We start from the raw sequence: 18,515 nt of genomic DNA, 5'->3' as shown, positions 1-18,515 counted from the left end.
CGCAAGGACACAGCACCATGCCCAACGGACTCATCGCCGAAGACAGCCTCCGGGTGCATCCCGACGGCTTCGCGCTCTCGCTGACGCTGCCCTGGTATCGCAGCCTCTGGCTCTCGTCGGTGTCGACCCTGCAGGTCTGGATCGACGGCGAGCAGGTGCCCGCCGATGACCTGCGCTTCGAGCTCGACGGCACGTCGTATGCCCTCGACGAGCTGCCCGAGCAGAGCGACACACTGTGGTTCCTGCAGCGGCATCCGCTGCTGGTCGCGGCGCGCGAGACGCCGATCACGCTGGGTGACGCGCATGAGGTCACGATCTTCGGAATGCTCCGTCTTCCCTACATGCAGATCGCACCGGGTGAGGACGGCGGGCCCGGGATGTACGTGCCGAACGTGGTGCGTCAGACCCTCGCGCTCACGGCGACGGATCGGGATGCCGCGCCTCCGGTGCAGGTGTCGGACGTCTCTCCTCCGCCGCCGGCGACCGACGCGGACCCGTTCCACCTGGGTCTCACGCTGTATTCGGCCTCCGCGGAGTTCCGCGCGGGATGGTTCGATTTCGACGGTCTGCTCGACCGTGTGGCAGAGCTCGGCATCGGGCCGGGCATCGAGATCGTCGCGTCGCAGGTGGTGCCGACCTATCCGGTCGTCGGCGACGATTTCGTCGCGCAGTGGCGCGCCGCGTTCGACCGGCACGGGTTCACGGCGAGCTCGTTCGGCGCCAACCTCGACATGGGCCGCCGCCGCGACCGCGACATGACGCCCGACGAGGAGTTCGAGTTCTCGAAGCTCATGTTCGAGGGCGCGAAGAAGCTCGGCTTCCCGCTAGTGCGCATCCAGTCGGCCAAGCCCGAGCTGCTGCGCCGCCTGCTGCCGATCGCGGAACGCGACAACCTCACGCTCGCCTACGAGATCCACGCGCCGATGGGGCCGAACGCCGACCCGATCATGAAGGTCCGGGAGACCTACGCCGAGCTCGACTCGCCGCTCCTGGGCTTCGTCGCCGACTTCTCGTCGACGATGCACGCGATGTCGCCGACACTGCTGCGTGCGGTCGCGCGCGCCGGGCTCGACGACGAGGCGATCGACACACTCCAGCGCATCTGGGCGACCGATGCGAGCATGCGGGAGCGGCAGGAGGAGTTCATCGGCTACCTCAAGGGTCGAGACTTCGATCCCGGTCGCCTGGGCGCCTTCGCGCACCTCGCGTTCAACATGCACGGCCACGTCGATCCCCGCGAGTGGGCCGACATCATGCCGCAGATCAAGCACGTCCACGCGAAGTTCTACGACATCGACGAGTCGGGCGAGGAGCCCGCGATCGACTATCCGGAGCACGTGCGCGTATTCGTCGAGAACGGCTATCGCGGCTACTGGTCGAGCGAGTGGGAGGGCCACGCCTTCGCCGAGCTCGGCGAGGTCGACCCGCTGCTGCTGGTCCGCAGGCAGCACGACCTCATCCGCTCCGCGATGCGGGCGTGGCAGCCGGCATGACCGGGGCCTGGACTTTCCGCACCCACGCCGTCGGCGAGCTGGTCCAGGGTGACGAGTCACGCTTGCTGCTCGGCGGACAGCTGCACAACTCGTCGGCATCGACGCTCGCATCGATCACGCACGCGCTCGCGCACGTGCGACGCCTTCATACGAACACCGTCATCGCCCCGGTGAGCTGGGGCCAGCTCGAGCCCGAGGAAGGGATCTTCGACTTCGCGCTCGTCGACCACCTGGTCGAGAGTGCGCGCAGCGCCGGGCTGCGGCTTGTGCTGCTGTGGTTCGGCGCCTACAAGAACGCGGCCTCGACGTACGCGCCGACCTGGGTGCGAGCGGATCGCGCCCGCTTCCCTCGTGCGGCGGTCGAAGAGCGCGCCGCCACTGCGTTCACCTATGAGGGCGCGACTCCGAAGCCGGTCCTGTCGGTGTTCTCGCCCGCGCTCACGTCGGCCGACGCGGCCGCGGTCGAGGCGCTCGCGCAGCACATCGCCGAGCTCGGCGCGCAGGATGTGGTGCCTTTGCTTCAGATCGAGAATGAGGTCGGCATCCTGGCGGACAGTCGCGACCGCAGTTCGGGCGCTGAAGCCGCGTGGCGGTCTCCCGTCCCTGAGGCGCTCCTGGGCCTCGCCGTTGCCGCCGATCCCGCGACGTCCCATGCGGGCCGTCTCTGGCGGGAGGCCGGCGCCCGTGAGGGAGGGACCTGGCCAGAGGTCTTCGGCGACGACTGGCAGGCCGAGGAGCTGTTCATGGCGTGGGCGTTCGCATCGCATGCGGAGGAGCTCTCCCAGCGCGTGCGGCGTCACCTGGCGACACCCACGTACGCCAATGCCTGGCTCGGCCCGCAGCCCGGGCAGGACCGCGCTGGTCAGTACCCCAGCGGAGGGCCCGGGGCGCGGGTGCTCGATGTGTGGCAGGCAGCTGCCCCGTCACTGGCGATGCTTTCGCCAGACATCTACGTCACCGACACCGAACCCGCGATGCGCGCCTACGCCGACGCGAACACACTGTTCGTCCCGGAATGCCGACTCAGTGCGGCCGAACTCGTCCGCGCGGTCGGCGTCCATGGCGCCGTCGGGTGGTCGGCGTTCGGTATCGACGATGTGCGCGAACACGGCCAGATCGCGACGACGCTGCGCTTCCTCGCCGCCTTCGAGCCGCTCCTCGCTCACGCTCGGACACAGGGTTCCCTCACGGCGGCGGTGATCGATCCCGACGTCGAGGAAGAGCGCCGCCAACTCGGCGATGTCGGGATCACCTTCCGCGGGTCGCTGGCTCTTCTTCGACGGATGCTGCTGGATGCCGGAGTCCAGGCGCCGCCGCCGACGATCGATCTGCCGATGGAGACTGCGCCGCACGCGCTGATCCCCGCTCCGGCAGAGGAGCGGCCGTTCGCTCTCATCGTCCGCGAGACGCAGGACGTCTTCATCGCGATCGGTCAGGGGATGACTCTGGACTTCGACGTCGACGGGCAGGTCGAGATCGACGCGGTGCACGAGCTGGTCTTCGAAGACGACCGGCTCGGCGAAGGCCGGGAGCTCAACGGCGACGAACGACTTCGCCTCCTTCCGATCGATTCAGTGGGAGCGGTGCGCATCCGCCTGCTCCGTCCGTCATCCACCGGAGAGGACCAGTCGTGACCGACACCGAGCAGGACGCCCTCCCGGACTTCCGCCGGCTCCCCGTTCCCGAGGCGCTGGCGTGGCTGGCGGAGCACGGCGAACCCGCCGACCCGCGCCCCGACATCGACACCGCCTCGCTCGTCCGCCGCTTCCCGCACTTGGGATCGGTCGTCATGCGCGACCTCGAGATCGCGGGTCCGCACGGTCCGGTGCCGGTGCGCACCTACCGCGACGCCTCGGCGACGCCTACGGGCACCGGCCTCGTCTGGGTGCACGGCGGCGCGTTCATCGGCGGTCATCTCGACATGCCCGAGTCGAACTGGGTCGCCCTGGAGCTCGCGGCACGAGGCATCCCGGTCATCGCTGTCGACTACCGGAAGTGCCTTGCCGGCGTTCACCACCCGGTCCCGTCCGATGACGTGATCGCCGCGTGGTCGTTCGCGCGGGCGAACTCCGCTGAGCTGATCGGGGTCGCGCCCGAGCGCCTCGCCCTCGGCGGTGCATCGGCGGGAGGTGCGCTGACCGCGGGTGCCACGACGAGGCTGCGGGATGCCGCCGCCCCGCTGCCCGAACGGCTCGTGCTCGTCTACCCCGTGCTGCACCCCAACGGGCCCGCAGCATCGGCGGAGGTCGACCCCGAGTCGCCGCACGGCCAGCTGACGCTCAACTACGCGGGCTCGCCCGAGGCGCTCGCCGATCCGCACGCCTTCGCCGGGCTCGGCGACGGGCACGGGTTTCCCGAGACGTTGATCTTCGTGTGCGAGCGCGACGATCTGCGGCCGTCGGGGGAGGCCTTCGCGCAGCAGCTCGAGCACGTGGGGGTGCCCGTTTCCCTGTATCTGGAGCCGGGTGCCGAGCACGGACACATCAACGAGCCCGCCGACCCGACGGCGCTGCCCACGATCGACGCGATCGCGGACTGGCTCCGCGCCCCCTGAACACGCCACGCATCGCTATCTACAGAGAATGCGCTGAGATGAATCACGACATCGCCGAACTGGTCAGCCGCAGCCTGCGTGGAGCCGTCGACATCGACGCGCGCGAGACCGGACTGACGCCGATCCGCCTGCCCCTCAGCGCGCGAGCGCAGTTCGACGGGGACTGGATGCGGATCGCCTCGGAGCAGGCCTCCGGGGTGCGCTGCGAGTTCCGCACGGCGGCGACGTGGATCGAGCTCACGGCGGAGACCACGGGGCTGTACCTGCCGTGGCTGCCCGAGCAGGAGCGGTGGTCGGTCTTCTCGGCGACCGTCGATGGTCGGTTCGTCGGCGATGGCCGGACGACGGGCGGCTCCGAGCTGCATCTGGCCCCCGACGGTCGGCGGTTCGTCAAGGGCGCAGCCGCCACGGTCCGCTTCGACCTGGGCGACAGCGGCGGACGCGAACGCCGGGTGGCGATCTGGCTTCCTCAGACGGAAGCCGTGGAGATCAGCGACGTGCGCGCCGACGCTCCGCTTCATCCAGCGGAGCCACTCGACCAGCTCCGCTGGTGGCACCACGGCAGCTCGATCAGCCACTGCATCGAGGCGGAGACGCCGCTCGGGGTGTGGCCGGTGGCTGCGGCCGGGCAGCTCGATCTGGACGTGACGAACCTCGGCTTCGCCGCCAACGCCCACCTCGACCCGTTCACGGCGCGGGCGATGCGCGACTCCGGCGCCGACCTCTTCAGTCTGAAGATCGGCATCAACATCGTCGGCGCCGACACGATGAAGCGACGCACGTTCATCCCCGCGCTGCACGGATTCCTCGACACGATCCGCGACGGCGCTCCGACGGCGCCGATCCTGGTCATCTCGCCGATCCTCTGCCCCATGCACGAGGACACTCCCGGCCCCACCGTCACCGACCCCGAGACGGGGGAGCGGCGCGGAACTCCGGACGCGCCGGCCGACTTCATGGGCGCGCCGCTCACCCTCCGTTCGATCCGCGAGATCCTGCGCGAGGTGGTCGAGGCGCGCGCGGTGGAGGATCCGGCCCTGTTCTATCTCGACGGACTGGAGCTGTTCGGTCCCGACGACATCGCGGAGCTTCCCGACGGCCTCCACCCCAGCCCGGCGGGTTATCTGCGGATCGCCGACCGGTTCGCGCGTTCGTCGGTCGTCGAAGAATGGATCTCCCGCGCATGACGACGTTCACGAACCCGATCCTCCCCGGCGACCGGCCCGACCCGGCGATCATCAAGGTCGGCGATGAGTACTGGATGACCTACTCGTCGTTCGAGGCGGCACCGGGACTGCTGCTCTATCGCTCCACCGATCTCGTCAACTGGGAGTACGTCACCTCCGCGCTGCCGAACCCGATCGGGAGCACCTTCGCCGTCGACATCGCCGAGCACGACGGCCGCTACTTCATCTACATCCCGTTCATCCCGGCGCCCTGGTCGGAGCTCACGGAGCCGGCGATCTTCGTGATCCACGCCGACTCGATGGCAGGCCCGTGGTCCGATCCGATCGATCTCGGCATCCGGTGGGCGATCGATCCCGGACACGTCGTCGGCGAGGACGGCCACCGCTACCTCTTCATGAGCGGCGTCCGGCGCGTGCGCCTGGCCGACGACGGCCTGTCGACGGTCGGGGACGTGGAGCAGGTCTACGACGGCTGGCGTCACCCCGACGACTGGGTGACCGAGGCGTACGCGCTCGAGGGGCCGAAGCTGCTCCGCCGCGACGACTGGTTCTATCTCATCAGCGCCGTGGGCGGCACCGCCGGCCCGGCGACCGGCCACATGGTGATCGTCGCGCGCTCGCGGTCGGTGCACGGCCCGTGGGAGAACCATCCCGGCAACCCGATCGCGCGCACCCGCTCCGCCGACGAGGCCTGGTGGTCGCGCGGACACGCGACGATCGTCCCGGGCCCGGCGGGCAAGTGGTTCATGGTGTCGCACGGCTACGAGAACGGTTACCGCACGCTCGGCCGCCAGATCCTGCTCGAGCCGATCACCTGGAACGACGACGCCTGGCCGGTCGCTCCCGCCGTCGACCTGGGCGGCGAGCTGACCGCGCCCATCGGAGCGGGGCTGCAGCGCCGCGACACCGGCTTCCACGACGACTTCTCGTCGTTGCGGCTGGGCGACCGGTGGTCGTTCCATGCGCCCGCGCCTCGTGAGCTCGAGCGCACGTCGTTGGATGACGGGCTCGTGATGCGCGGCAAAGGCACGGGGCCGGGTGACGCATCACCGCTGGCCATCCTCGCTGGAGATCACGCGTACGAGATCGAGGTCGACGTCGAGCTCGCTCGACACGACGGAGCGCTCGAGGCGGGCCTGCTCCTCTTCTTCAACAGCCGCCTGTTCTGCGGGATGGGGATCGACGGCGAGGGAATGCTGAGCTACTCGGGCGGCATCCGAACACACTGGCGCGAACCGGCGCCGGCGACCGATCGCATCACGCTGCGCCTGACCAACCAGGAGCACATCGTCACCGGCTGGTACCGGGTGCCCGGCGGCGAGTGGATCCGCCATGGCGTGCGGTACGAGGCATCCGGCTACCACGCCAACACCATGGGGGACCTGCTGAGCCTGCGCCCCGCGCTCTATGCCGCAGGCGAGGGCGCGGCCCGGTTCCGCGACGTGCGCTACCGCAGCCTCGGCTGAACTCCCGGCGTCACGCCGGGGTGAGTGCGTGCGCCTCCCGCTCGACGATGCGTCCGGCCTCGGTGAACAGCTCGATCATCCACGCGTGCTCGGGATCGCGCGCGTGCACCGGATGCCACCAGAGGGCATTGACCAGCGGTGTGGCCGAGAACGGAAGCGGCACGATCCGCACACCGCCCATGCGCGCGGCGATCGGAGCGAGAGCGCGCTGGACGACGCCGACGCGTCGGGTGCCCGCGACGAACAGCGGCATGGCGATGAAGCTCTCGACCACGGCTTCCACCCGCATCTCGACGCCGAGCTGCTGAATCTGCCTCCCCGCCGAAGTGAAGGCGCTTCTCGCGTGATAGGTCATCACGAACGGCAATGTCGCCAGGTGCTCCATCGTGAGCGTGTCCTCGACGTCGGGGTGGTCGTTCGCGATGATCGCGACCCAGTCATCGTTCCAGAGGTCGACGTACGCGAGGTCGCTCAGGAATCCGTGGGGCATGATCATCGCGTCCGCCGATCGCAGCCGGACGGGTGCGTCTTCGACGATCGTGGGCGAGTGCAGCATGAAACGGAACGTGATGCCGAGTCCCCGCTCGGCGGCGAGCTTGGAGATCGCGGCGCCGATCGTCGCGAAAGCGTAGTCCGAGCCGTATACCGAGAACTCCCGGGTCGATGCGGTGGGGGTCCAGGTCGCCTGACTGTCGAAGACGCGTCGCGCGGCCTCCAGGGCGGTGGCCGTGTGCTCGATCAGACGCGCGGCGAACGGGGTGAGTTCGTAAGTGTTCCCGCGGCGGGCGAGGATCGGATCGTTGAAGTGGGTGCGCAGCCGCGCCAGCGCGGCGCTCAGCGCCGGCTGGCTCAGGTGGAGTCGCTCGGCGGCCCGCGTGACGCTGCGCTCGGTGAGCAGCGCGTCGAGCGACACCAGAAGGTTCAGGTCGAGCCGCGAGAGCGGGGCCAGGTCAGACACGTCGGTGTGCTCCTCGGGTAGGGCGTCGGGGCTGCTGACGCCCACGTGCACCCAGCGTATCAATCCGGCTGATGGACACAGCCGAGAGCTTCGTGAGAGTGATCCGCCGCAGTGTGGGAGGAGCCGTCACACCACGCGAAGATCGACGCGCGTGGTGCGGTCCAGAGCTCCGCCGACATGGAGTTCGAACACGCCGGGTTCGACGATCCAGCCCGTGCCCGGCATCCACAGGGCGAGCTCATCTGCACCGATCTCAAACCGGAACCGGGCGCGCTCGCCTCGGGCGACCGCACGACGCTCGAAGGCGACGAGACGACGCACGGGCTGGGCGAGGCTCGCGAGGACGTCGCGCACGTACACCTGCACCACCTCGTCGCCGTCGCGCTCACCGGTATTGACCACGTCGATGTCGAGACGCACGGTCGCGCCCTCCGCGAGCGCTGCCGTCGATATCGCGCCGGCGGAAAGCTGCGCGCCTTCATAGGCGAATGTCGTGTAGCCCGATCCGTGACCGAATGCGAACTGCGGCCCGAGGTCCAGGTCGAGGTACTTGGAGGTGTACTTCTCCTGCACGTTGTCGGGGCCCTGGAGGCCGATGTCGGCCGAATGCAGCTCCATGCGGCCGCGCACCGTCGCGGGCCGACCGGTGTTCTCATGCGCGTACGGGATCGGGATCTGTCCCACCGATCGCGGGAACGACATCGGCAGCCGGCCGGCCGGCTCCTCATCGCCTGACAGCACGTCGACGATCGCCCACGCGGCCTCGGTGCCGCCGTGCCAGGCCTCGACGACCGTGGGCGCCCGATCGATCCAGTCCGCGACGACGAGCGGCCGGCCGTTCTCGAGGACCACGACGAAAGGGGTTCCGGATGCCGCGATGGCGGCGATCAGCTCCTCCTGCCGCCCCGGGAGGCGCAGATCGCTGCGCGACGCGGCCTCTCCCGACAGTGCGCTCGGCTCTCCCACCAGGACCACCACGAGGTCGGCCGCGCGTGCCGCCCGCGACGCCTCGGCGAGGTCGGCGTCGTCGCCGTCGAAGAATCCGGTGCCCGGCACCACGTCGACCAGGGAGTCGGGGTAACGCGCGCGGAAGGCGTCGGCGATGCGGCCCGCGGGGGCTCCGAAGGACTGCGTCCACGCGCCGAGGTGGTCGGTCGACTCCGCATAGGGACCGGTCAGCAGCACACGCCGCGCCGGAGCGAGTGGAAGGGTGCCGTCGTTCTTCAGGAGCACGCACGCTCGCGCCGCGGCGCGACGTGCGAGCGCGCGCGCAGGCGCCGAGGGCGCGGTGATCTCGGCGGCGGCGTCGACGTACGGATCGTCGAAGAGGCCGAGCGACTCCTTCAGCATGAGCACGCGGGTGACGGCGTCGTCGACCCGACGATGGTCCAGTCGCGAGCGCACGGCCGCCTCGACCTCCGAGACGAGGCCCCCCATCTCGACGTCGAGCCCGGCGTCGAAGCTGATGGTGACCGCGTCGGGGCTGTCGGCGGCGACGCCGTGGGGGATGAGGTTCCGCACGCCGTCGGCGTCGCCGACGACGACGCCTGCGAAGCCCCACTCCTGCTTCAGGGTGCCGGTGAGAAGGCCGCGGTGCGCGTGCATGGGACGCCCCGCGACGGTGTTGAACGAGGCCATGACCGAGGCGACCCCGGCATCGACTGCCGCGTGGAACGGGGGCAGGTACGTGGCGTGGAGCCGTCGCTCCGAGACGTCGGCGCCGTTGTAGTCGCGCCCGCCCTCGGGCTGACCGTACGCGACGAAATGCTTGGCCGTCGCCGCGATAGAGGTCGGCTCCGACAGTGCGGAACCCTGATATCCGCGCACCATCGCCGCGCCCAGCCGCGAGGTCAGGTGCGGATCCTCGCCGAAGCCCTCCGCCACCCGTCCCCAGCGCGGGTCCGCAGAGACATCGACCATGGGCGAGAACGTCCACGTCACACCGCCGGAGCGCGCCTCGGCGGCGGCGAGTGCGGCGAGCTGCTCGACCAGCGCCTCATCGAACGATGCGGCCTGGGCGAGCGGCACCGGACTGATCGTGCGCTGGCCGTGGACGACGTCGAGACCGACCAGCACGGGGATCCTCAGCCGGGTCTCTTCGACCGCGACGCGCTGGAGCGCGTTGACCGACGCCGCCGATCGCGGCCAGAAGACCGAGCCGATCCCGTCGCGCACGAGCTGCGCCGCGTCGGAGAGCCGGGGGCGGAAGACGATCTGGAGCTGTCCGAGCTTCTCGGACAGCGTCATCCGTGCAAGCAGGCGCTCGACGCGGGTGCTGGGGTTCATGGCGGACTCCGGTCGGGGCGGGTGGGGGAAGGACAGGGAGCGAGGCGAACGGCTGCCGCCCGGGACGGGTCCCGGGCGGCAGCGGTCTTCAGCTGGTCAGCTGTGGGTCATGCGCGGATCAGCCCCACGCGGCATCCATCTCCTCGAGCACCTGGTCGACCGTCTTCTGTCCGGTCAGCAGGCCCTGAACGCCGACGCCGAGCGCGTCGTAGACAGCCGGGTTCGGCCACGCCGCGTTCGGGATGCCGGCGGTGGCGCCGGACTCGATCAGCGAGCCGATCGGGGCGTACGGTGCGAGCAGGTTGTCGGGCGTGCCGCCGACGATCGGGACGGCGCCCGAGAGCTCCGCGAAGGCGACGGCCTGCTCGGGGGTCGAGACCCAGTCGAGGAACTGCTGCATCGACTCCTGCTTGGCCTCATCCGCCTCGGCGTTGACGGCCCACGCGTAGTTCGCCGAGGCGAGCACGTAGTCGCTCTGTCCGTCCGCCGGCGGGAACGAGCGCACGGTCAGGTCCGTGCCCGCGGCCTCGCCGATCGAGGTGGCGGCGTTGCCCGGGACCGCCGCGGAGAGCGACGTGCCGCCCCCCAGGCCCGCGGTGATGTTGTCGAACGTGCCGCCGGCGACGCCGTCCTGGAAGCAGCCGGACTCGTTCATCTCGACGATGTCCTCGAGCGTCTCCTGCCAGCCGTCGCTGTCGGCGAAGGTGACCTCGCCGGCCGCACGCTGCTCGTTCCAGTCGGGCGTGCCCTCGTACACGCGGGTCGCCGAGATGAGCATCGACATGAGACCCGTGTTGAAGGGGATCGCGCCGGCCAGCACGGTGAAGCTGAGGCCGCCGTCGCGGGCGGTGGCGCACGCCTCGAGCATGTCCTCGTAGCTGGCGGGGTACTCGGAGATTCCGGCGGCGTCGGCGGCGCCGTCGTTGTAGACGAGACCGACCGGGATGAGCGCGGTGGGCTGCGCGTAGAGTTCGCCGTCGACCTCGTACTGGGCGGTCGAGTCCGCGGGGACCACGTCGGCCGAGGCGCCGCCGAGCGGGGCGAGGAAGCCGGCCTCGGCGAGGGTCACGACGGAGATCGGCTGACCGGTGCCCGGTGCGAGGATCATCATGTCGGCGGCGTTGCCTGCCTGGAGCTGTGTGGTGACCTGCGTGTTGTACGAGTCGGAGGGGTAGGGGATGACCTCCACCTCGATGCCGGTCTCCTCCGAGAACTTCGACAGCGTCTGCGCGTAGAAGTCGTCGGCGTCGTTGGCCTGGGCGACCATGACGGTGAAGCCGGCGCCTGCCTCCGGCTCGTCCGAGCTGCCGCTGTCGCCGCTGCCGGAGCACCCGGCGAGGACGAGTGCGCCCGCGACGGGAGCTGCGAGCAGCGACCAGCGGAGCGGTCGCGGGAATGTTTGCTGTGACATGTCGACCCTTTCAGTGACGTCGTCGTCGCCAGCGGGGCTGGCATCGGCCTTCAGCGGCCGTACGACCAGCGTTGCACACATACGCATGATTTCGACATTAGTGGTGCTTATATGCACCCATAGTCACGGTGATCCGCTCGCCGATGAACCACTGCGGGCCTGCGCGGTCCCGTGAGAAGGAGGTCGGCGGCCGGACGGATGTCTCGCCCACTTATATCCGATATCGCTATCACTAATGTGTGCTTCTGACACAAGTGTGTGATAGTTGCTCCAGGCACCCCGCGGCTGGGGTGCGCGACGACGAGGTCAGAGGGCAGATGACAGTGACGATCGACCACGACACCACGCGGACACTCACCGTCCCACCGGAGGCGCGACGCACTCCGCGCAAGCACGACCGCGCACGCAAACCGCTGATCAGCTACGGCCATTGGTGGTGGGCGCTGCCGGCGATCGTGCTGGTCATCGGCGTGCACTACGTCGCGACGCTCACGGGCGGCTTCTTCGCGTTCACGAACTGGACCGGGCTCGGGGACTGGGAACTCATCGGGTTCGACAACTTCGTCCGGATCTTCCAGGACCCCACGCTGCTGGGTTCGGTGTGGAACACCCTCTTCCTCGCGATCGGATCGGTGCTGCTCACCAATGTGATCGGACTCCTGTTCGCCCTCGCGATCAACCGCACGCTGAAGACCCGGTACATCCTGCGCACGCTGCTGTTCATGCCCGTTGTGCTGAGCCCGCTGGCGGTGGCGTACGTGTGGAAGTTCATCTTCCAGTTCAACGGGCCGCTCAACGGCTTCCTCGGCGCGCTCGGCCTCGAGGAGTTCCAGAAGGTCTGGCTCGCCGATCCGACCTGGTCGATCTGGGCCATCCTCATCACGGTCGTCTGGCAGCAGACGGGCTTCACGATGGTCATCTACCTCGCGGGGCTCGCCTCGGTGCCGATCGAGATCGAAGAAGCGGCCGCCCTCGACGGGGCGAACCTCTGGCAGCGCTTCTGGGCGGTCACGGTTCCGGCCATCCGTCCGTCGATCGCGATCGCCACCACCCTCGGCATCATCCAGGGGCTGCGCATCTTCGACCAGATCCTCGCGCTCACCGGCGGCGGTCCCGCCGGCGCCACCGAGACGCTCGCCACCCAGGTCTACAAGCAGGCCTTCGCGCTCGGTCAGTTCGGCTTCGGCTCGGCGCTCGCGCTCGTGCTGACCGTCATCATCCTGGCGTTCGCCATCCTGCAGCAGTACGCGACCCGTGACCGCGACGCGGTCGGAAGGAGCTGACCCGATGTTCCGCTACACCAAGCTCACCGCGGTTCGCGAAGTCCTGATCTGGCTGATCACGCTCATCGGGCTGCTCCCCTTCTACATCCTGATCGTCACCTCGCTCAAGACCGACCAGGAGGCGTTCACGTCGAGCGCCGTCGCACCGCCCACGTCGATCGACTTCAGCGCGTTCGTCGAGGTGCTGACCTCCACCGGGCGCAACAGCATCCCGATGAGCATCCTCAACAGCGTGATCATCACCGCCGGTGCGGTTGCGGGACTCGTGCTGTTCGGATCGATCGCCGCGTACGTGATCACGCGACGCACGCGCACCTGGACGAACTTCACGTTCTACCTCGTGCTCATCGCGATCATCCTGCCTGCGCAGCTGGGGACGGTGCCGCTCTACATCGGGGCGCGCTCCCTGGGCCTCACGGGAAACCATCTCGGCATGATCCTCCTCTGGATCGGCATCCTGCTGCCGCTGTCGGTGTTCCTCTACGCCAGCTTCTTCCGCGGCCTCACCACCGAGTACGAGGAGGCCGCGGTGATCGACGGCGCCACGCCCACGCAGGCGTTCTTCCGGGTCGTGCTGCCGCTGATGGCGCCCGCCACGGGCACCGTGGCGATCCTCGCCGGCCTCATCGTCTGGAACGACTTCTTCAACTCGCTGATCTTCCTCGGCGGATCGACGACCCAGACCCTTCCGGTTGCGATGTACACGTACGTGGGCGGCCTCGTGTCGGCGTGGAACAAGATCTTCGCCGTCGTCATCATCTCGATGATCCCGATCCTGGCGTTCTACATGTTCGCCCAGAAGCAGTTCATCCAGGGGTTCGCGGGCGGTCTGAAGGGCTGACGCGAAGCCAACGATTCGGGGGCGGCCGGATCGTCGAGCGGGTGGCGGATCATCCTCCCCCGCACGTCGCCCACACATTCCCAGAATCGAGGCCTGGAGGGTCCATGTTTCAGCTCGCACCCAACATCGAACTGCTCTTCACGGAGGCGGGTGAGTATCACGACCGTGTGCGCGCCGCGGCGGCGGCCGGCTTCACCGCGGTCGAGATGTGGGGGCCGACCGGGGTCGATGCTCCGTCGCAGCCGAAGGATCTGCCCGCGCTGAAGGCGGCGCTCGAAGAGACGGGCACGCAGCTGACCGCTCAGCTGAGCGAGCCGCGGACGCAGTTCATGATCCCGCCGTGGGATCACTCGGAGTTCTTCCGCAAGCTCGACGAGGGCGTGGCGATCGCCCAGTTCCTCGGCACGCCCCGCATCGTCGTCGGCAGCGGCACCGGCTTCGGCGGGTGGAAGCGCCAGGTGCAGCTCGACAAGCTGATCGAGATCTACCAGAAGGCGATCGCCCAGATCGACGGCTCCGGCGTCACCCTCGTGCTGGAGCCGGTGAACGTCCGTGTCGACCACCCCGGCTCGCTGCTGGACCGCACGGCCGAGGCGGCATACGTCGCCCGAGGTGTCGATTCGCCGTTCTTCGGCGTGCTCTACGACATCTACCACTCCGCCGTCGAAGGAGAGGACATGGCCGCGGAGCTCGCGAACGCCGGTGACCTCATCGCGTACGTGCAGCTCGCCGACACCCCCGGCCGTGGTGAGCCCGGTTCGGGATCGCTCGACTGGGCCGAGCGGCTGGGCATCCTCCGCGCTTCCGGCTACGACGGTCCGATCGGCCTCGAGTACTACCCGACGCAGGAGTCCGCGGCATCCGTGGCGCGCATCGTCGAACTGGCGGCGACGGCATGACCGCCCGCCGCTACCCGGATCAGGTCGACGTCGCGATCGTCGGCAGCGGCCCGACCGGGGCCGCCTTCGCACGGATCCTGAGTGAGCGGGCCCCGGATGCCGTCATCGCGATGTTCGAGGTCGGCCCGACCGTCTCGGATCCGCCCGGGGCGCATGTCAAGAACATCGCCGACCCCGTGGCGCGTGCGCGGGCGCAGGAGCTGTCGGAAGGCCCCGGCGCCGGTGCGGAGACCGTGAACGGGCCGGGCGCCGTCAAGAGCGGCCAGCGCCGGGCGCGCCCCGGAACCTTCCTCCTCGATCGCGGCTACCAGGTCGACGGCGAGGACGGTCTGCCGGTCGCCGCCATGTCGAGCAACGTGGGCGGCATGAGCGCCCACTGGACAGGCGCCTGCCCCCGCCCGAACGAGAGCGAGCGGATCGGATTCCTCGAGGACCTCGACGAGATCCTCGGCGAGGGGGAGAGGCTTCTGGGCGTCACCACCGACGCCTTCGACGCGTCGCCCTACGCCGCGCTCGTGCGGGACCGCCTCGCCGCCGCCGTCGACGACGGCCGCCCCGCCACGGCGCGCGTGCAGCGGATGCCGCTGGCGGTGCACCGCCGGGAGGACGGCAACCTCGTCTGGTCGGGCTCTGACATCGTGCTCGGCGAGCCGACCCGCTCGAACCCGAACTTCACTCTCTTCGACGAGTCGCTCGTCACGCGGGTGCTGGTGTCGGACGGTCGTGCCGCCGGGGTGCAGGTCACGGATCGTGCGACCGGTGAGGTCCACCGGGTGGCCGCTCGATTCGTGGTCGTCGCCGCCGACGCCCTCCGCACTCCGCAGCTGCTGTGGGCATCCGGCATCCGGCCCGCCGCCCTCGGCCGGTATCTCAACGACCAGGCGCAGGTGGTCTTCGCGTCGCGCGTTCGGGATGCCGCGGCAGCCGACGCCGCGCAGCGCACCGGCTCGACGGGGCTGAGCGAGCAGAGCGGTGTGAGCTGGGTGCCGTTCACCGACGCGATGCCCTTCCACGGTCAGATCATGCAGCTCGATGCGTCTCCGGTCCCGCTCGCCGAAGACGACCCGGTGGTTCCGGGCTCGATCGTCGGACTCGGCCTGTTCTGCGCGAAGGATCTGCAGGAAGCCGACCGGGTCGACTTCAGCGACACGGAGGTCGACGCGTACGGGATGCCGGCGATGACCATCCACTACACGCTCACCGAGCGCGATCACGACGTGCTCGCCCGCGCTCGCGCCGAGATCGTGCGCCTCGGCACCGCCGTCGGCGAGCCGCTGGACGAGCGGCCCTTCACGATGCCCCTGGGCTCGTCGCTCCACTACCAGGGGAGCGTGCGCATGGGCCCCACCGACGACGGCACGAGCGTGTGCTCGCCCGACAGCGAGGTGTGGGCGGCCCCGGGCGTCTTCGTCGCCGGCAACGGCGTCATCCCGACGGCGACGGCGTGCAACCCGACGCTGACCGCGGTCGCGCTCGCGGTGCGGGGTGCACGCCGCATCGCCCGCGAGATCGCTTCTTGACTTACGTCAAAAAGCAACATTAGAGTGTAGAAACAAGGACAAAGTAGTCAGGAGGTTGGGATGATCCCCGATCGCATCATCGAGCAGGGCACGCTCGGCGCAGACGGCCCCCGCACGCGAGTAGAGGTTCGCATCCCGTGGTACCGGGCTCTTCCGGGCTCCTGCATCGCCGGCGCCGGCCTCACGGTCGACGGCGTCGCCGCACCGGTCGAGTCGCTGCGCTGGCAGATGAACGGATCCGAGTTCACGTTCGACGAGCTCAGGACCAACGTCGACGAGTGGTGGTTCCCCGCGGATTCGGCGGTGCTCTCGGGAGACCTCGAGATCGACCCGGATGCCGAGCACGAGGTGACGGTCGATCTGACGCTCTACATCCCGTACATCATCATCTCCGACACCGAGACGCTCCACATCGAGGAGCACGACACCAAGAAGATGACGGCCAAGAAGGCGGTGGCGGCATGACCGCGCTCGGAACCCCGATCCAGGGTGTGACCCTCTACAGCTTCACGCGCGCCTTCCACGGCCGCGAGTACGACCTCGAAGGTCTCATCCGCAAGGTCGCCGCCGACGGGTACGGCCCGGGCCTGGAGATCATCGGCTTCTCGAGCTTCCGCGGCTTCCCCGAGATCGACGACCGGTACGCGGGGGAGTTCCGCGACCTGATCGCCGAGACGGGCCTGGTCACGACGAGCCTCGCGGTCAACGCCGACATCGGCATCCACCGCGATCGACTGCTGAACCAGGATGAGCTGATCGCGTACATGACCCGGCAGATCGAGGCGGCCGCGAAGCTCGGCTTCCCGATCGCACGTGTGCAGATCTCGATCACGCCCGACTCGATGGAGCAGCTCGCCCCGATCGCCGAGAAGCACGGCGTGACTCTGGCCCTGGAGGTGCACGCCGACCAGTACGCGTCGCATCCGCGCATCCTGGCGCTGCGCGACCGCTACGAGAAGGTCGGATCGCCGTTCCTCGGCTTCACGATGGACTGGGGCGCGACGGTCTCGGGCTTCGCGCCGTCGCTGATCGAGGCCTACCGTCGCCGCGGCGCGTCGGAGGAGCTGCTCGGCAAGGTCGTCGACCTCTGGAACACCTACTACGAGCAGGGCCCGCCGGCCGACCAGGCCGAGCACGGCAAGCGCTTCGGCTCGTTCATCGGGCTCGCCGCGCAGAACGGCCGCCCCGACCTCGGCATCGACTTCGGCATCAACGGCACGGGACTGTTCGGCCCCGCCCGTGTCGACGACTGGCTCGAGATCATGCCGTGGATCCGCCACGTGCACGGCAAGTTCTTCGGCATCGACGAGCACGGCGAAGAGCCGAGCGTGCCGGTGCGCGACCTCATCACGCTGCTGGTCGAGAACGGGTACTCCGGTGCCGTCTCGAGCGAATACGAGGGCTGGCACTGGAACCACTGGGAGTCGCCGTTCGAGATCATCGCCGCTGAGCAGGCTGTGCAGCGCTCGGCTGCCGGGAACGCGGGATCGCGCATGATCACGGATGCCGACGAGGCCCGTGCGGCGCTCGGTCACCACCTCTCGCACGCACTTCTGAAGGGAACGAACGCATGACCTCCGACGGCATCGCCGGGACCGGCATCCAGCTGGGAACCACGCTGTACTCGATGACCAGCGAGTTCGCCGCGGGCGTGTACACGCCCGAGACGCTCATCGCCGCGGTCGCGGAGAACGGCATCGGGCCCGGTGTCGAGTTCAACATCGCGCAGCTGCTGCGCACCTACCCCGACGTCGACGCCGACTTCGTCACCCTGTGGTTCGACTCCCTCGAGAAGTACGGCCTCGAGGCGAGCGCCGTGGGCACGAACCTCGACATGGGGCGCCGCAAGGACCGCGACATGACGCCGGAGGAGGAGCACGATTTCTTCGCCCGGCAGCTCAAGACCGCGAACACGCTCGGGTTCCAGACCGTCGTGATCCGCTCGGCGGGCAAGGAGCTGCTGCGCAGCCTCCTGCCCCTCGCCGAGAAGTACGACCAGCGCCTGGCGTACGAGATCCACGCCCCCGAGGGACCCAACAGCCCCAAGGTGATGCAGATCCGCGAACTGTATGCGGAGCTGGGCTCCGACCGGCTCGGGTTCACGGCGGACTTCTCGTCGACGATGCACAGCCTCTCGCCCCGACTGCTCGGCACGCTGCGTCAGATGGGGATGCCGGAGACGTACTTCCCGGTGATGGACGAGATCTGGCGCAAGCCGCTGCCGATGCACGTGCGCAACCAGGAGTTCGAGGACTTCCTCACCTCCGAGGGATTCGACTTCCTCCGCTTCGGACCGTTCACGCGCCTCGCCTTCAACATGCACGGTCTCGTGCCGGCGGAGGAGTGGCTCGACATCATGCCGCAGACCTTCCACGTGCACGCCAAGTTCTACGACATCGACGAGAACGGCGACGAGCCGGCGATGGACATCCCGCGCATCGTGCGGCAGTTCGTCGAGGGCGGCTATCGCGGGTATCTCTCGAGCGAGTGGGAGGGGCACGCGTTCAGCGACCTCGGCGAGGCCGACCCGATCGACCTCGTCAAGAAGCAGCACGTGCTCATGCGCCGTGCCATCGAAGAGACCGTGGCCGCGGCATCCGCGACCGTCTGAAATCCC

The 18,515-nt window shown here is 69.2% G+C and carries 15 protein-coding genes; 12 read left to right on the top strand and 3 right to left on the bottom strand.

Features of this window, described 5'->3' with window-relative positions; translation table 11 throughout:
• Positions 1-17: 17 nt before the first annotated feature.
• From HQM25_RS14320 to HQM25_RS14300, 5 genes are read left to right on the top strand one after another with little or no spacing between them, the layout of a single operon-like run.
• Positions 18-1,493: a C-glycoside deglycosidase beta subunit domain-containing protein gene (locus HQM25_RS14320; RefSeq protein ID WP_172990847.1), complete on the top strand. Its 1,476-nt coding sequence runs from the start codon at positions 18-20 to the stop codon at positions 1,491-1,493.
• Positions 1,490-3,127 carry a DUF5597 domain-containing protein gene (locus HQM25_RS14315; RefSeq protein ID WP_172990846.1) on the top strand — a complete coding sequence of 546 codons (1,638 nt, stop codon included), beginning with the start codon at positions 1,490-1,492 and terminating at the stop codon, positions 3,125-3,127. Before HQM25_RS14320 ends, HQM25_RS14315 begins: the two co-directional genes overlap by 4 nt.
• Positions 3,124-4,047 (top strand): alpha/beta hydrolase, encoded by a 924-nt coding sequence (locus HQM25_RS14310; protein WP_172990845.1) that lies wholly within the window; start codon positions 3,124-3,126, stop codon positions 4,045-4,047. Before HQM25_RS14315 ends, HQM25_RS14310 begins: the two co-directional genes overlap by 4 nt.
• Positions 4,048-4,085: 38 nt before the next feature.
• A complete protein-coding gene (locus HQM25_RS14305; protein ID WP_172990844.1) occupies positions 4,086-5,234 on the top strand; it encodes a GDSL-type esterase/lipase family protein in 1,149 nt (382 codons plus the stop codon).
• A complete protein-coding gene (locus HQM25_RS14300) occupies positions 5,231-6,700 on the top strand; it encodes a family 43 glycosylhydrolase (protein ID WP_172990843.1) in 1,470 nt (489 codons plus the stop codon). Before HQM25_RS14305 ends, HQM25_RS14300 begins: the two co-directional genes overlap by 4 nt.
• 10 nt (positions 6,701-6,710) lie before the next feature.
• On the opposite strand, the gene HQM25_RS14295 is transcribed toward HQM25_RS14300, so the two are convergent.
• The 3 genes from HQM25_RS14295 to HQM25_RS14285 all read right to left on the bottom strand — a co-directional run bounded on the left by HQM25_RS14295 (position 6,711) and on the right by HQM25_RS14285 (position 11,355).
• On the bottom strand, positions 6,711-7,658 hold the full coding sequence (locus HQM25_RS14295; RefSeq protein ID WP_172991682.1) for a LysR family transcriptional regulator: 948 nt from the start codon (positions 7,656-7,658) through the stop codon (positions 6,711-6,713).
• 126 nt (positions 7,659-7,784) lie between these two features.
• Positions 7,785-9,944 carry a glycoside hydrolase family 3 N-terminal domain-containing protein gene (locus HQM25_RS14290; protein ID WP_172990842.1) on the bottom strand — a complete coding sequence of 720 codons (2,160 nt, stop codon included), beginning with the start codon at positions 9,942-9,944 and terminating at the stop codon, positions 7,785-7,787.
• 118 nt (positions 9,945-10,062) lie between these two features.
• Positions 10,063-11,355 (bottom strand): ABC transporter substrate-binding protein, encoded by a 1,293-nt coding sequence (locus tag HQM25_RS14285; RefSeq protein WP_172990841.1) that lies wholly within the window; start codon positions 11,353-11,355, stop codon positions 10,063-10,065.
• Between the two features lie 317 nt (positions 11,356-11,672).
• On the opposite strand from HQM25_RS14285, the gene HQM25_RS14280 reads away from it, so the two are divergent.
• The 7 genes from HQM25_RS14280 (at position 11,673) to HQM25_RS14250 (ending at position 18,509) form a co-directional block, all read left to right on the top strand.
• Complete coding sequence (locus HQM25_RS14280; RefSeq protein WP_172990840.1) at positions 11,673-12,638, top strand: carbohydrate ABC transporter permease; 966 nt, start codon at positions 11,673-11,675, stop codon at positions 12,636-12,638.
• Positions 12,639-12,642: 4 nt separating this feature from the next.
• Positions 12,643-13,479 carry a carbohydrate ABC transporter permease gene (locus HQM25_RS14275; RefSeq protein ID WP_172990839.1) on the top strand — a complete coding sequence of 279 codons (837 nt, stop codon included), beginning with the start codon at positions 12,643-12,645 and terminating at the stop codon, positions 13,477-13,479.
• 104 nt (positions 13,480-13,583) lie between these two features.
• Positions 13,584-14,378: a TIM barrel protein gene (locus HQM25_RS14270; protein ID WP_172990838.1), complete on the top strand. Its 795-nt coding sequence runs from the start codon at positions 13,584-13,586 to the stop codon at positions 14,376-14,378.
• Positions 14,375-15,898, top strand: a complete 1,524-nt coding sequence (locus tag HQM25_RS14265; protein WP_172990837.1) for a GMC oxidoreductase — start codon at positions 14,375-14,377, stop codon at positions 15,896-15,898. Before HQM25_RS14270 ends, HQM25_RS14265 begins: the two co-directional genes overlap by 4 nt.
• Before the next feature lie 60 nt (positions 15,899-15,958).
• Positions 15,959-16,363: a C-glycoside deglycosidase beta subunit domain-containing protein gene (locus tag HQM25_RS14260; RefSeq protein ID WP_172990836.1), complete on the top strand. Its 405-nt coding sequence runs from the start codon at positions 15,959-15,961 to the stop codon at positions 16,361-16,363.
• Positions 16,360-17,472 (top strand): sugar phosphate isomerase/epimerase family protein, encoded by a 1,113-nt coding sequence (locus HQM25_RS14255; protein WP_172990835.1) that lies wholly within the window; start codon positions 16,360-16,362, stop codon positions 17,470-17,472. The genes HQM25_RS14260 and HQM25_RS14255 overlap by 4 nt, the downstream gene beginning before the upstream one ends.
• Positions 17,469-18,509 carry a sugar phosphate isomerase/epimerase family protein gene (locus HQM25_RS14250; RefSeq protein ID WP_172990834.1) on the top strand — a complete coding sequence of 347 codons (1,041 nt, stop codon included), beginning with the start codon at positions 17,469-17,471 and terminating at the stop codon, positions 18,507-18,509. Before HQM25_RS14255 ends, HQM25_RS14250 begins: the two co-directional genes overlap by 4 nt.
• The last annotated feature ends 6 nt before the right edge of the window (positions 18,510-18,515 follow it).

Origin of the sequence: Microbacterium hominis, from assembly GCF_013282805.1 — a bacterium.
Classification (GTDB): Bacteria; Actinomycetota; Actinomycetes; order Actinomycetales; family Microbacteriaceae; genus Microbacterium; species Microbacterium hominis_B.
This window is presented reverse-complemented; position numbering and strand designations above follow the sequence as displayed.